The organism is Bradyrhizobium sp. Arg816 (assembly GCF_029989365.1).
Classification (GTDB): Bacteria; Pseudomonadota; Alphaproteobacteria; order Rhizobiales; family Xanthobacteraceae; genus Bradyrhizobium.
Genome location: NZ_JAPRAQ010000046.1, coordinates 17,912 through 30,295, shown reverse-complemented (window position 1 = coordinate 30,295; position 12,384 = coordinate 17,912). Strand labels below are relative to the sequence as shown.

The following is a 12,384-nucleotide window of genomic DNA, read 5'->3' as shown; positions in this document are numbered from 1 at the left end:
CGGCCCATTCCGGCTGCGCGGCGCGGGCGTTCTCGACGGCAGCGCGGACCTCGGCCTTGGACGCCAGCGCCACCTTGGCCTGGACGTCACCGGTCATCGGCTCGAAAACGTCTGCCGTCCGGCCCGACATCCCCTTGACCTCCCTGCTACCAATGAAATGTCCGACAATCTTCATAGGCCCTTCTCCGATCACTTGATTGAGCGACGACGCCCTGGCGCTGTTCGCATTGCACTACGCGCATCCCTCGGCGCTGCTCGCATCGCGCCCGACCTAGCCAACAGAAGCGCTGTGAGCGTTCGCCGTGATTATGAAGCGCAGTTCGAGCTGGTATGGGTCGTAGAGATCTAGCCCTCATGCGACAATTTCTAGTGCATCAGGATCTTGGAGAGAAAGGCCTTGGTGCGATCGCACTTCGGATTGGAAAAGAATTCGTGCGGAGCCCCCTCCTCCACAATCTGCCCTTGATCCATAAAGATCACACGGTCCGCGACGGCTTTGGCGAAGCCCATCTCGTGCGTCACGCACAGCATGGTGATGCCCTGGTCGGCGAGTTCGATCATCACGTCCAGCACTTCCTGGATCATCTCCGGATCGAGGGCCGACGTGGGCTCGTCAAACAGCATGATCGAAGGCGAAAGACACAGTGCTCGGGCAATGGCCACACGCTGCTGCTGCCCGCCGGACATCTGCAGCGGATACTTCTGGGCCTGCTCGGCGATGCGCACGCGTTTGAGCTGCGCCATGGCCCGGGACTCCGCCTCGTGGCGAGGCAACTTTCCTACCGTCATCGGCGCAAGCGTCAGGTTTTCCAGCACAGTCAGATGTGGAAACAGGTTGAACTGCTGAAATACCATGCCGACGTTGCTTCGGATCCTCTGCGTGACGTTCGGGTCTTCCGTGAGCGCGGTTCCATCGACGGTGAGGACACCGCCGTGGTGACGCTCGAGTCCGTTGATGCAGCGAATCAGCGTGGACTTCCCCGATCCGGAGGGACCGCAGATGACGACATGCTCGCCTCTGGCGATCTTCAAATGGATGTCGCGCAGCACGTGGAAGTCGCCGTACCACTTGCTGACGCCACTGAACTCGATCATGGGGGAGGATGTCTGCGCCGCCATTTGAAATCCGGAGTCTGTCGAACGCAAAAGACGGTTCAATAGGTACCGTCCTTGAATGCACCTGTTTGCCCGCTCGCCCGGACCTGTTCCACGGCCTCTCTCACGTCGTCAAGGTATTCGCCTACAATGGGCAGATGTACCGGGTTGACGCCTTGCTGAATGCCCAAGGGGCGATGTAAGCGACCTGTCGCCCATCCCTTCTTGTCCAGCAGATCGGCGACCGCCATGATATCAACGGCGGGGTCGTTCGAGACGAAACCGAAGAGGTTGGATTCGCCGTTGGGACGAAGGCAACGCAGGCCCGGAATCGCGTCGATCCCGCGGATGAACCCCATCGTGGCATCCATCGTCGCCTTCGTGGTCGCCATGTACCCTTCCCAACCAAGATATCGCATTACCGCCCAGGCAGATGCGATTGCCCCGGCCGGCCGACTTCCCAGGAATGTCGGTGTGACATAGGTCCCCTTGGCCCAGGATGAGCCGTATTCGAACCGTTCGTACGCTTTCATCGCTTCGTCGCGGAACACTAGCAACGACGCCCCCTTGGACGCGAAGCCGAATTTGTGGATATCGGCCGACATGCTCGTCACTCCCGGCACGGCCAGGTCCCAGTCCGGGATGGGATACCCCAGGCGTTTGGCAAACGGCGAGATGAAGCCACCCCAGCAGCCGTCCACGTGCAGCCAGAGTCCGCGTTCGAGCGCCAACCGACCGAGTGCTGCAATCGGATCGAACACACCGAATGTGAAGCACGGGGCCGAGCCGAATATCATGATGGTGTTGCCATCGACCGCGGCCGCCATGGCGTCCACATCCGCGCGGTGCTCGGGCCCGACTTCAATGCGCCGGATGTCGACATCCAGGATTTCGCCGGCCTTGTTCACCGCGGGGTGTGCAGTCATCGGTGCGACCAGGTTGAGCGGACCGCTGTGTCCGGGATGCTTGATCCTGAAGAACTTGCGCGCTGTCTTGATCGCCTCGAAGAGGCTTTCGGTGCCGCCGGACGTAAAGGACATTCCGGCGCCCGCGGGAGCATGGAACAGATCGAATGCCATGCCGCCGATATCGGCCAACATGGCCGTCAGACTCTTGAAGACCTTGCCTGCTCCCAATGCGTTCTCCACGCCATACAGCGCGTAGGCTTCCGACTGCACCTGGCGCAGGTTCTCGTCGTAGTAGTAGATGTAGGCCGGCAAGCGACCGCGCCGCCAATCCACGTCCAGCTTCTTCATTTCGATGAGCTCGCTCCGAAGGGTTTCCCAATCGGTGCCGGTCGAGGGGAGTGTTGTGAGCATGATTACCTATCTAGCCAGGATGCGTGAGAGGAAGGCGCGGGTGCGTGCATCTACCGCGCTGTTGAAGAAACGTTCGGGAGGCCCCTGCTCGACGATGCGCCCCTGGTCCATGAAGACGACCCGGTCGGCAGCCTGCCGCGCAAACCCCATCTCGTGCGTGACGACGATCATCGTCATGCCGGAGTGGGCCATCTCAATCATGACGTCGAGCACTTCCTTGACCATCTCCGGATCCAGCGAGGACGTCGGCTCGTCGAACAGCATCAGCGCTGGCTGCATGCACAGCGCGCGAGCGATCGCCACACGCTGCTGCTGGCCTCCCGAAAGTTGGGACGGCCGCTTGTGGGCCTGATCGACGATGCGCATCCGCTTCAGTTGCGCCACTGCCAGGGCATCCGACTCTGCCCGCGACAGGCCGCGGAGCTTTCGCGGCCCAAGCGTGCAGTTCTCCAGGACAGTAAGGTGCGGAAACAGATTGAATTGTTGGAAGACCATGCCGACGCGGGAGCGCACGGCGGGTAGTGTTCCCGACCGATGAGACACTTCGATCCCGTCGACGACGATCTTCCCTTGGTCGTGCCGCACTAGCCCGTTGATGCAGGAAATCAACGTCGACTTGCCAGATCCGGAGGGCCCGCACAGAACCAGCCGCTCGCCCACCGCCACGTCTAGGCTCACGTCGTCGAGAACGGTCTGCGTGCCGTAGCGCTTGACGATGCCGCGCAACGTCGCCAGGTCATTCGTCTCAGGCACGTTGCGTCCCCTTCTTCTCACCGGCCAATCGCCTTTCCAGACCGCGCGCGTACCAGGACATGCCGGCGCAAAGCGCGAAGTAGATCAGCGCGACGAAGAGATACGGTTCGATGTAGAGCCCCCACCAGTTTGGGTCCGCTTTGGCGGCGTTGGCGGTACCCAGCAAGTCCATCATCGCCACGACGCTCACGAGTGAGGTGTCCTTCAGCGCAGCGATGAACGTGTTCACCAGCGACGGTAATGCGACGCGCAGGGCCTGCGGCAGCACGATATGGATTTGCGTCCGCCAGTAACCGAAGCCGATCGCCTGCGCGGCGGCAGACTGGCCGGGCGGTACTGCCTGCAGACCACCGCGGATAGCCTCCGCGAGGTAGGCCGCAAAGAACATTACAAAAGCGATTTGCGCACGCAGCAGTTGGTCGACATCCACCTCGGGAGGCACCAACAGCGGAAACAGGATTGTCGCCAGGAGCAGCAGGCTGATCAGCGGCACGCCGCGGATGAACTCGATGTACCCGACGCAGAGCCAGTGCATCAATCGCATGTCACTGCGACGTCCCAGCGCCAGCAGAATGGCGAGCCCGAACGCGCAGCAACAACCGATGGCGGCGAAGCCCAGAGTCAAGGGCAGTCCGGCCCACAGGCGATGTTCGACGCGCGGTAGGCCGAACATCCCGCCCGGCATCAGCACCATCACCGTTCCAAGGACGGCGATCCACAATGCGCACATGAACCATCGCCGCGTGCTGCCGAGCCACAGGCCCGGAATACATGACAGCACCACGGCCATCAGGAAGATGATCGTCGATAACCCGGCCCGCCACTGTTCTTCGAACGGGTAGGTTCCGAACAGGATCAGGCGCCACTTGGCTTGCAGAAAGGACCAGCAGGCGCCTCCGGCGGACAGGCAGTCTCCATAGCTGGCCGGCGCTACGCTGCTTTCCGTTACGAGCCAGCGCCAGAGCCCTGGAAGAGTGGTCGCCAGCAGCCAGATGCCGCCAACTGCCAATAGCATGTTGATCCAGCCGTCGAAGAAGTTCCGGTGCCACCAACGCAGCACGCGCGCTGCAGTCGCGCCTGCGCTTGCCGATCGAACGAGGTCGGCTTTCATGCGAGAAGGCCTCGTTGGAAGGTAACCCGCCCGTTGTACCAGTTCATGAAGAGCGACGTGAGCAGGCTCAAACTCAGGTAGACCAGAAGCATGGTCACGACGCATTCCACCGCACGGCCCGTGTCGCTGATGGCGACGGTGGATACTCGCATCAGGTCCGGGTATCCGATGGCCACCGCGAGAGAGCTCGACTTCGTCAGGCTCAGAAAATTGGAGGTCAGCGGCGGGATAATCACCCGGAGTGCCTGCGGCAGGACTATCTTGCGCATGGTGGGCCACCAGCGCAGGCCTAGGCTGCGCGCTGCGTCCCATTGACCACGATCGACCGACTGAATGCCCGAGCGAATGCTTTCGGCGGCAAAGCCCGCATGACAGAACACGAGACCGAAAAGCAGCGCAAAGAACTCCGGAACCAGCGTGACGCCACCAGCCAAGTTGAAGCCACGCAGTACAGGGGCGGCCCGGCCGCCCGCACGCGGCTATGGCTCCGGCGATGACGCACGACCGCGGCCAGCACCAAGCTCACGACGAGCGCCAGCAATGCCCAATCGAAAGAGGACTGCCATTCCAGTCGTGCCATGGTGACACCGCGGTTGGACACGACGATGTCGGGCAGCGGATGCCACGCTGCGCTTGGCGGCGGCAACCGGCGGATCAGAAGCGATTGCCAAAACAGCAACTGCAGCAGAAGCGGCAAGTTGCGCGCGATCTCGACATAGAGCCAGGCCATGCGGTTCATCAAGAGGTTGCCAGACAACCGTAACAGGGCAACCAGTGTGGCAACGAAAGCAGTCAGCATCATTCCGATCACCGACACCTGCAAGGTGTTCGCAAGGCCTGCCGCAAACGCCTTCATGTAGCTGTCGCCCGCCCGGTAGCCGAACAGGTTGTCGCCCAACTCGAATGACGCCACCTCATTGAGGAATCCCCAACGGAGTTCCATCTTCAGGCGGGGCATGTTGGTGATCACGTTGCCCGCAATCCAGCAGACTGCCCCTCCCACGATCGTGACGAGCAACACCTGCCAAACGACCGAGCGCACGGCGGGTCGGCGCAACCACCGCATCATCGATCGGAGCCCGCCGTCCGCATACGATCTCCCATGGCGATCGAGCGACGCCATTTTCGAGGAGCTGAAGATCTGCATGCGGCGCGACGCTGTCATCGGCTTCATCGCCAGTTCGGCGCCCATTGCAGCCCGCCGTCGCGAGCAAGTGCGTTCATGCCGCGAGGCAGCATCCCCGGAGATTTCAGCCCGATGTTGCGATCCCAAATGTCGCCGTAATTGCCAACTGCCTTGATAACGTTGACCGTGAAGTCGTCGGTCAGGCCCATCTTTGAGCCGATGCCTCCTTCCAATCCCAGGAAGCGTCGCACATCGGGATTCTTGCTCTCCTTCATGGTGTCGACATTGCTGGCGTCGATGCCTAGCTCTTCAGCAGTAACAAGGGCGTAGTGAACCCAACGTGCGACATTCGAAAACACGCGATCGTCTTCCCGAATGACAGGGCCCATATGCGACTTCGCGAACGTCTCGTTCAGGATGATGTGGTCGTCAGGCGCCTTCATCCGCGCACGTCGCATCGCGAGGAACGGCGGCTCGAGTGTGACCACATCGCAGCGGCCATCTTCATACATCGACATCATCTGCGTCGAGCCTTCGACCGCTACCGGCTTGAACGTCATGTTACGCGGCCGGAAGTAGTCGGCGATCAGACTTTCGGTTGCAGCGCCCGCGATCACGCAGATCGACGCGCCATTCAGATCGGATAGGTTGATTGCACCGGTGCGCTTGTGCACCATGAATCCATGGCCGGAGTACAGAGTTGGGCCCACGAAGTCGAAGCCCAATTCGGTGTCGCGCAGGCTGGTATAGGTAATGGCCATAGCCGCGACATCGATCTCTCCCGAACGCAATGCCGGCATGCTTTGTGCGAAAGTCAGCTTCACAAACTGCGTCTTCTTGGCGTCGCCCAGGATCGCCGCCGTGAGCGCGCGGCAGTAGTCGACGTCGAAGCCAACCCACTCTCCCTTATCGTTGAGGGCCGCAAGCCCAGGAGAGTTCTCGTAGACGCCGCACTTGAGATTTCCCCGCTGCTTTATGGTGTCGAGCGCGACCGACTTCGGTTGGGCATGCGCGTGTCCCAGCAGAGCTGCCGCGGCAAGCGCGAAGCCCCAGGTAAGACCGCGCAGGTATCGATTCAGCGGTTGGGTTACTTGAGCATCGATCACTTTGGATTCCTTTGGTTTGGCATCGTCAGTGGAGGATGCATCGACGAGCTCGTTATTCAGAATCACCGACGGATTCCGCCTTCGTTGAGTATCCAATTGGTTCAGAGCGAGATCAGGCTGAGGAACGGCTTAACTCATCAATCCAATGGTCCATGGTCTAAACAAAGAAGCAGGGCGCAGAATCAGCCAATCTCAATGTCAAGCACCTTATTGATGGCCTCTCGTCGCCGAATTGCAGTCAGCGCCTTGGGCCCAAGCTTCCGGGCAATCGCGACGAGGAGAGCCTCCGCGACAAAGTATTGAGCCATTGCACTGTCGAAGTAGAAGGGTTGATCGATGGCGATCGTAGTTCCCTCGCCTGCACCAACCTCGATAGCTGAACCTGCGTCGGTCAGCGACAGTATTGGCACCCCCTCGCTCTTCACAAATTCCACGGCCTTTACGACACTGCGCGTATACGGCCGGAACGAGATGGCCACTAGCAGATCGCTGGGCTGGATACGCGCAAGCGCCGAGGCAAGCAGGAGGCCCGGCTCTCCAACAATGGAGACTGACTCCGTCAGCGTCGCTAAATAGGTTCCGAAGAAGTGGCCGATGCCGTAGGCGCCGCGCGACGCAAGAACATAGACACGCCTTGCCTTGATCAATCGATTGACTGCTTCGTCGACCCTCTTCTGATTCAAGGTATTGGCGACCGCCATGACCTTCTGGCATTCGCTCTGGGCCACCAGCTGCAGCGAGTTCGTGGCGCCTGAATCTTCCTGTCGAGAAAGCAACTCGTCGACGCGATTGCTGTAGAAGGGCTGCGTCTCCGCGACGTGCCGACGGAAGAGATCCTGGAGGGGCCCAAAACCGCTGAAGCCGAGACGCTTGCCGAGCCGCGTCAGCGTCGAAGGCTCGACGCCATTGTGTGCGGCCAACTCCGAGATGCTCTGCACCGCTGCAGTTCCAGGTCGAGCCAGCATGTCGTCCAGGACAGCGAGTGTTCGCTTGCCCATCCGGTCACGACCCTGCGCAGTGCGCTCGATTTCCAGGAAACGACGCAGATCATCAACTGAGGTGGGGAGGTTTGTCTTCATCTTGGGTGGACTATTGCGCAACTTTTGACAACATGCAATACAATTGACGCAAATTTTTTTGCCTCGATGAGCCGAATATTCTCAATTCTAAATTGAGCGAGTCGGCAGGTCGAGAAGAACACGGGATCGAGCGGACGGACTCCGGCAGTCGCCGGTCAATGCAAAATCCTTTTCCTGAAGTTGGCGCCCGCGCCACGAATTGAACGAATCCTTCGACGAGCCGGATGGCCGTTGCAGGCTATCTCGAAATCTCGATCGAGGTGCTCGCGATCCTTCGTCGGGCTGGCGACTTCTCGGCGCCGGTTCTTTGGACGCCAGCAATGGTTGCTGCCGCGTAGACCGAAGAGCTACAACTTGAAGGAATGCACGTCGTCGTCGGGGCGAGGACGTCGCGTGTTGCCATTCGCTATTGAGCTACGGACATGTCTGAGCCCGGCAATAGGAACGATCAGCCACGCGCGACACGATTGGTTGACTTGCGCCATCTTCGATATGCAATGGCCGCTAGTGACTGCGGGAGTTTTCGGCAAGCCGCAGAAGTCCTTTCCCTTCGACACTCGGTCTTGAGCCGCTCGATGGGCGAATTTGAGCATCTGATTGGAACAACTCTGTTCGAGAGGTCAGCCAGAGGCGTGAGGCCCACAGTGGCTGGCCGAGCAGTTCTGCGAATTGCGCGGTTGGTTTTGGATCAGGTTGAAGCACTAGTCGAGAAAGATCAAACAGCCGCGGCGATGCTGGTCGTCTTTCGGTGGGCTTCTGTACGTCCATCTCTGCCGGGAATTTACGGGCCACTCTAGTCGAGTTTAGTAAGCACTTTCCACAGATCGAATTTGCGACAATCGAACGTTCACGACTTCGCCTAATGTGCGCTCTTTGTAGCGGGATGGTTGACGTCGTTATCCACCCAGGACGTTTGTTCTCGGCATGTAGTAAGAGCCTTCTGCTCTGGAGTGAGCGTGTCATAATTTCAATGCCTCAGAAGCATGCATTGGCGGCACGCGAAGCCGTTTATTGGACGGATAAGCGCTTTCTCAATCTCCTGCGAGAACGCTATCCAGCGCCCCCCTTTGCTGAATAACTTGCTCGTTTTGATTTCGTGAATCCGCGTGTCAAAGACATTCTCGGTGACCTGCGCGGTTGCACGAGCGGGCGTGACCGCACCAGTTTCGCACCAGAAACGACCTCATCGAAACGCAACAAACGCGATCGAACGCAAATGAAACCGCAGCAAAATCAACAAGGCCGATCGGTAGTCTGCCGCTCATAACGGTCTGGTTGCAGGTTCGAGTCCTGCCGGGCCCACCAATTGCATCAGGATCTTACTTGGTCTTCGTTGCCCTCAGCGCGACGACCGCACCAGAAACCGCACCAGATACGTCCACTTTTCGTTCGTGCGCGAGTTCGCACGCCGCAATCCGCTCGATGGCGCTAGACCGACTTGAGTGATGGCGGCTGCTCTCGATCATGCCGGTGCGGCGACAATATCCGGGTGTTCTCGGCCTCCGCCCATATCCCGGCCGCGGTCATGCTGATCGGCGGGCAGGGCTGGATGGCGGGACCGGCCTGCATCATCCCGCGGCAGAGCGTCGAGCTCTACAACCTCTGCCGACGCCAGGGCTGGGAGGAAGCGATGGTGCTCTAGCGCAAATTGTGGCGCGCCAGTTTCGCACTCAGCAACGCAGCGAGGCTGAGGTGCCGGGGACGCACGACAGCGCAGGATGCCGAGCCCGTTTCGGTTGCGCGCCGCACCTCGCCGCCGCCCTTTCCATGCAAGATCGCATCTTCAATTTCGCGCTGCAACTGTCCTTGACGGGCTTCTTCGGTGAACATGCAGTCCAAGGACTCGCCAAGCATTTCCCGCTCGTCCCAGCCCAAAATGCGATTACTAGCTGGTGACCAGTCCGTGTTCGTCCGTGCTGATGATCGCCGTATAGGGGCGCGATTGAAAATCTACCGCCATTGGGCAGCGATAACATTGCGCCCATCTGCTCGCGAGTAACAGTCGCGCGGCGTCGGCCTACATCCCGTGCGCCCGCCTGATGTTATCGATGAACTGCCGCACGCTTTCGCGCCAGGTGAAGGTCAGGGCGTAGGCGCGGCATTCTTCGCGCGGCACCTGCAATGCGTCGAGCGCGGCGCGGCGCAGATCGAGATCGAGGCAGCCGCAGCCTGACCGGCCGATCACGTCGAGCGGTCCCATGACCGGGAATGCCGCGACCGGCACGCCGCACGCCAAGGCTTCGAGGATCACCATCCCGAACGTATCCGTCAGGCTCGGAAAGACGAAGACATCCGCCGAAGCATAGACCTCGGCAAGCGCCCTCCCCGTCCGCGTGCCGAGAAAATGTGCGTGCGGAAATCGTGCCCGCAGGTTCGCGCGCGACGGCCCGTCCCCGACCACGACCTTGGAGCCCGGCAGATCGAGATTGAGGAAGGCATCGAGGTTCTTCTCAACCGCGACGCGGCCGACATAGAGAAACACAGGTTGCGGGAAGGAAAGCGGCCGCGCGGTGCGGGGACGGAACAGCTCGGCATCGACGCCGCGTGACCACGGCATCAACTTGCGGAAGCCATGCGTCTTGAGAGCCCGCTCGAGCGTCGGCGACCCGACCATGGTGCCGTCGCCGCTGTTGTGGAAGCGGCGCAGCGCTGCGTAGCTCCACTTCAACGGTACCGGCAGCCGCGCTGCCAGATATTCTGGAAAGCGAGTGTGATAGCTGGTCGTGAACGGGTAGCCGCGCGTCTGGCAGACATAGCGCGTGATCCACCCGATCGGCCCCTCGGTCGCGATGTGCACGGAGTCCGGGCGCATGCTTTTGATCGCGCGCTCGATGCGCCCCACCGTGGCCAACGCAAGGCGTATCTCGCGGTAGCCCGGCAGCGGCACGGCGCGGAAATCGCCCGGGGTGAGGAATGCGATGTCGGCGCCGAGCGAGGGCGCTTCGCTGGCGAGATATTCGAGCGAACGGACCACGCCGTTGACCTGCGGATGCCAGGCGTCGGTTGCCACCAGCACGCGCATCAGGCGACCGCCCTTGCGAATGGTACCACGCTCGCCTCGCCCGACATCTGTCGCGGCCGCGCCTCGGCCCAGCGGATGATCTCGAACCGGCCGTCTTGGTGCTCGACGACGCCGGTGCAGGATTCCACCCAGTCGCCGGTGTTGATGTAGCGGATGCCGAACTCGTCATGCATCGCCGCGTGGTGGATGTGGCCGCAGATCACGCCCTCTGCATCGTGGCGTCTTGCTTCCAACGACAGCACCTCCTCGAAGCGGCCGATGTGGTTGACGGCATTCTTGACCCGCAGCTTCGCCCAGGACGAGAACGACCAGTAGGCCAGCCCGAACCGGCTCCGGATCCAGTTGAGCCAGACGTTGGAGGCGAGCGCCGTGCGGTAGCCGAAGTCGCCAAGCAGCGCGAGCCAGCGGGCGTGGCGCACCACGAGATCGAAATGATCGCCATGGACGACGAGGTAGTCGCGGCCGTCGATCCCGCGGTGGATCGCATGCTCGACCACCTCGACGCCGCCAAAGGTCGAGCCGACATAGTCGCGGACGAACTCGTCGTGATTGCCGGCCACATAGACCAGCCGCTTGCCGTGCCGCGCCAGCTCGACGAGCTCCTGCACCACCGCATTATGCGCACTCGGCCAGTACCAACTCGACCTCAGATACCAGCCGTCGACGATATCGCCGACCAGATACACGGTCTCGGCGTCATGGTGACGGAGAAAGTCGATCAGCCGCTCGGCCTGGCATCCCCTTGTGCCGAGATGGACATCGGAGATGAAGAGGCTCCTGACCTTGACGAGATCGCGCGGCAAAGCCACTGCCTGATCGAGGCACTGCGCTGGCCGGTCGGCGCTATTGCCCTCGCGGAGGAACGCCATCGCCGCGGCTTCCGCCAATCCCGCAACGGCTTTCGTCACATCGCGGTTGGCGCGCCGACGGAAGATCGAGCGATGCCAGTAGACGGCGACGGCAAAGACGAGCAGCGCGAGTTGGGCGCCACGATGCCGACCGTCGGACGCCGCAACGCCGAACTGAAGGCCGGCGAGCAGGGTCAGCAGCGCGGCCGTCAGATGCTCGATGGTGTGGGAGCCAGGCCGGAAGCGGGACAACAGGGCTCTCATGCGATCTCCTCGACAGGCTTGGGGGCGGCGATGGCACGCGACGGAACGAGGCGCGGCCGCGCGATCGCGCGCTTGTAGAAGCGAAGTCCGAGGATGATCGCGACCTCGACGGAGATCAGGATGGCCACCACCCAGAAGCCGACGCTGACGGGATCCTGGCCGCTGCCGCGCAGCGCGTAGCCGAGACTGAGGAACGGCATATTCCAGATCACGGAGCCGATCGCGGTGGCCGCGACGAAGGCACGCGGATCGAGCCGCAGCACGCCGGCCGGCAAGGCGAGGTAGATCCGCACGGTCGGCAGCGTCTGGCCGATCAGCGTCACCCAGAAATGGTTGCCGCGATAGGCATTGGTGAGCTGCTGATAGAACGAGGGCCGCAGCAACACGTATTTTCCGTAAGTCCTCACCAGCCGCTCGATGCGCTGCGAGCCGAGCGCGCGGCCGAGCCCGTACCAGCCGATCGCACCGACGACGGACCCGATGCTGGTTGCCACGATGGTCATCGCAAGCGTCGCGCCGTCGGACACGGTGAGACCGAGCAGCATCAACAGGACGTAGGACGGAAACAGCGGAATGAATTTCTCGGCCACCGCCAGGCAACCAATTCCCAGCAGGCCGAAATGGAGAAACATTGCGATCGTGTTCGACGTGTCCATGATGC

At 61.4% G+C, this 12,384-nt stretch carries 15 protein-coding genes and 1 pseudogene; 3 read left to right on the top strand and 13 right to left on the bottom strand.

The window, feature by feature from the left end; genetic code table 11:
* The 9 genes from OWC48_RS44775 to OWC48_RS44735 form a co-directional block, all read right to left on the bottom strand.
* Window positions 1-175, bottom strand: a 175-nt coding sequence (locus tag OWC48_RS44775) for an aldehyde dehydrogenase family protein (protein ID WP_282525751.1), incomplete at its 3' end; no start/stop codon positions are given.
* Between the two features lie 191 nt (window positions 176-366).
* Window positions 367-1,119: an amino acid ABC transporter ATP-binding protein gene (locus OWC48_RS44770; RefSeq protein WP_282525749.1), complete on the bottom strand. Its 753-nt coding sequence runs from the start codon at window positions 1,117-1,119 to the stop codon at window positions 367-369.
* Window positions 1,120-1,154: 35 nt separating this feature from the next.
* Entirely contained in the window at window positions 1,155-2,414 is a 1,260-nt protein-coding gene (locus OWC48_RS44765; RefSeq protein WP_282525748.1) for an aminotransferase class V-fold PLP-dependent enzyme, read from the bottom strand.
* Between the two features lie 6 nt (window positions 2,415-2,420).
* A complete protein-coding gene (locus OWC48_RS44760; protein ID WP_282525747.1) occupies window positions 2,421-3,167 on the bottom strand; it encodes an amino acid ABC transporter ATP-binding protein in 747 nt (248 codons plus the stop codon).
* Window positions 3,160-4,278, bottom strand: a complete 1,119-nt coding sequence (locus OWC48_RS44755; protein ID WP_282525746.1) for an amino acid ABC transporter permease — start codon at window positions 4,276-4,278, stop codon at window positions 3,160-3,162. The genes OWC48_RS44760 and OWC48_RS44755 overlap by 8 nt, the downstream gene beginning before the upstream one ends.
* Window positions 4,275-4,658, bottom strand: a complete 384-nt coding sequence (locus tag OWC48_RS44750; protein ID WP_282525745.1) for an ABC transporter permease subunit — start codon at window positions 4,656-4,658, stop codon at window positions 4,275-4,277. The genes OWC48_RS44755 and OWC48_RS44750 overlap by 4 nt, the downstream gene beginning before the upstream one ends.
* On the bottom strand, window positions 4,568-5,470 hold the full coding sequence (locus OWC48_RS44745) for an ABC transporter permease subunit (protein WP_282525744.1): 903 nt from the start codon (window positions 5,468-5,470) through the stop codon (window positions 4,568-4,570). Before OWC48_RS44745 ends, OWC48_RS44750 begins: the two co-directional genes overlap by 91 nt.
* Complete coding sequence (locus OWC48_RS44740) at window positions 5,449-6,576, bottom strand: amino acid ABC transporter substrate-binding protein (RefSeq protein ID WP_282525743.1); 1,128 nt, start codon at window positions 6,574-6,576, stop codon at window positions 5,449-5,451. Before OWC48_RS44740 ends, OWC48_RS44745 begins: the two co-directional genes overlap by 22 nt.
* A 116-nt stretch (window positions 6,577-6,692) precedes the next feature.
* Window positions 6,693-7,589, bottom strand: a complete 897-nt coding sequence (locus OWC48_RS44735) for a MurR/RpiR family transcriptional regulator (protein ID WP_282525742.1) — start codon at window positions 7,587-7,589, stop codon at window positions 6,693-6,695.
* A 422-nt stretch (window positions 7,590-8,011) separates the two neighbouring features.
* Here OWC48_RS44735 and OWC48_RS47300 point away from each other — a divergent pair, with 422 nt between their 5' ends.
* The 3 genes and pseudogenes from OWC48_RS47300 to OWC48_RS44730 form a co-directional block, all read left to right on the top strand.
* Window positions 8,012-8,386 carry a LysR family transcriptional regulator gene (locus tag OWC48_RS47300; RefSeq protein WP_368860691.1) on the top strand — a complete coding sequence of 125 codons (375 nt, stop codon included), beginning with the start codon at window positions 8,012-8,014 and terminating at the stop codon, window positions 8,384-8,386.
* Window positions 8,338-8,667: a LysR substrate-binding domain-containing protein gene (locus OWC48_RS47295; protein WP_368860690.1), complete on the top strand. Its 330-nt coding sequence runs from the start codon at window positions 8,338-8,340 to the stop codon at window positions 8,665-8,667. Before OWC48_RS47300 ends, OWC48_RS47295 begins: the two co-directional genes overlap by 49 nt.
* A 371-nt stretch (window positions 8,668-9,038) precedes the next feature.
* Window positions 9,039-9,228: pseudogene (locus OWC48_RS44730) on the top strand (dihydrodipicolinate synthase family protein); the annotation flags it as partial.
* Here the strand turns inward: OWC48_RS44730 and OWC48_RS44725 are convergent.
* The 4 genes from OWC48_RS44725 to OWC48_RS44710 form a co-directional block, all read right to left on the bottom strand.
* Complete coding sequence (locus OWC48_RS44725) at window positions 9,228-9,443, bottom strand: hypothetical protein (protein ID WP_282525741.1); 216 nt, start codon at window positions 9,441-9,443, stop codon at window positions 9,228-9,230. The pseudogene OWC48_RS44730 and the gene OWC48_RS44725 sit on opposite strands and share 1 nt — an antisense overlap.
* Before the next feature lie 163 nt (window positions 9,444-9,606).
* Window positions 9,607-10,611, bottom strand: a complete 1,005-nt coding sequence (locus OWC48_RS44720; RefSeq protein WP_282525740.1) for a glycosyltransferase family 1 protein — start codon at window positions 10,609-10,611, stop codon at window positions 9,607-9,609.
* The gene (locus OWC48_RS44715) at window positions 10,611-11,480 is read right to left on the bottom strand and encodes a UDP-2,3-diacylglucosamine diphosphatase (RefSeq protein ID WP_282525750.1); all 870 of its coding nucleotides are present in this window, start codon (window positions 11,478-11,480) and stop codon (window positions 10,611-10,613) included. Before OWC48_RS44715 ends, OWC48_RS44720 begins: the two co-directional genes overlap by 1 nt.
* 239 nt (window positions 11,481-11,719) lie before the next feature.
* The gene (locus tag OWC48_RS44710; protein ID WP_282525739.1) at window positions 11,720-12,379 is read right to left on the bottom strand and encodes a DedA family protein; all 660 of its coding nucleotides are present in this window, start codon (window positions 12,377-12,379) and stop codon (window positions 11,720-11,722) included.
* Window positions 12,380-12,384: the final 5 nt, after the last annotated feature.

Bases quoted from the DNA above. Each gene is read 5' to 3' on its own strand.
- OWC48_RS44715 (WP_282525750.1), bottom strand. From the start codon at position 11,480: ATGGCGTTCCTCCGCGAGGGCAATAGCGCCGACCGGCCAGCGCAGTGC.
- OWC48_RS44710 (WP_282525739.1), bottom strand. From the start codon at position 12,379: ATGGACACGTCGAACACGATCGCAATGTTTCTCCATTTCGGCCTGCTG.
- OWC48_RS44755 (WP_282525746.1), bottom strand. From the start codon at position 4,278: ATGAAAGCCGACCTCGTTCGATCGGCAAGCGCAGGCGCGACTGCAGCG.
- OWC48_RS44735 (WP_282525742.1), bottom strand. From the start codon at position 7,589: ATGAAGACAAACCTCCCCACCTCAGTTGATGATCTGCGTCGTTTCCTG.
- OWC48_RS44720 (WP_282525740.1), bottom strand. From the start codon at position 10,611: ATGCGCGTGCTGGTGGCAACCGACGCCTGGCATCCGCAGGTCAACGGC.
- OWC48_RS44765 (WP_282525748.1), bottom strand. From the start codon at position 2,414: ATGCTCACAACACTCCCCTCGACCGGCACCGATTGGGAAACCCTTCGG.
- OWC48_RS44745 (WP_282525744.1), bottom strand. From the start codon at position 5,470: ATGGGCGCCGAACTGGCGATGAAGCCGATGACAGCGTCGCGCCGCATG.
- OWC48_RS44725 (WP_282525741.1), bottom strand. From the start codon at position 9,443: ATGCTTGGCGAGTCCTTGGACTGCATGTTCACCGAAGAAGCCCGTCAA.
- OWC48_RS44770 (WP_282525749.1), bottom strand. From the start codon at position 1,119: ATGGCGGCGCAGACATCCTCCCCCATGATCGAGTTCAGTGGCGTCAGC.
- OWC48_RS47300 (WP_368860691.1), top strand. From the start codon at position 8,012: ATGTCTGAGCCCGGCAATAGGAACGATCAGCCACGCGCGACACGATTG.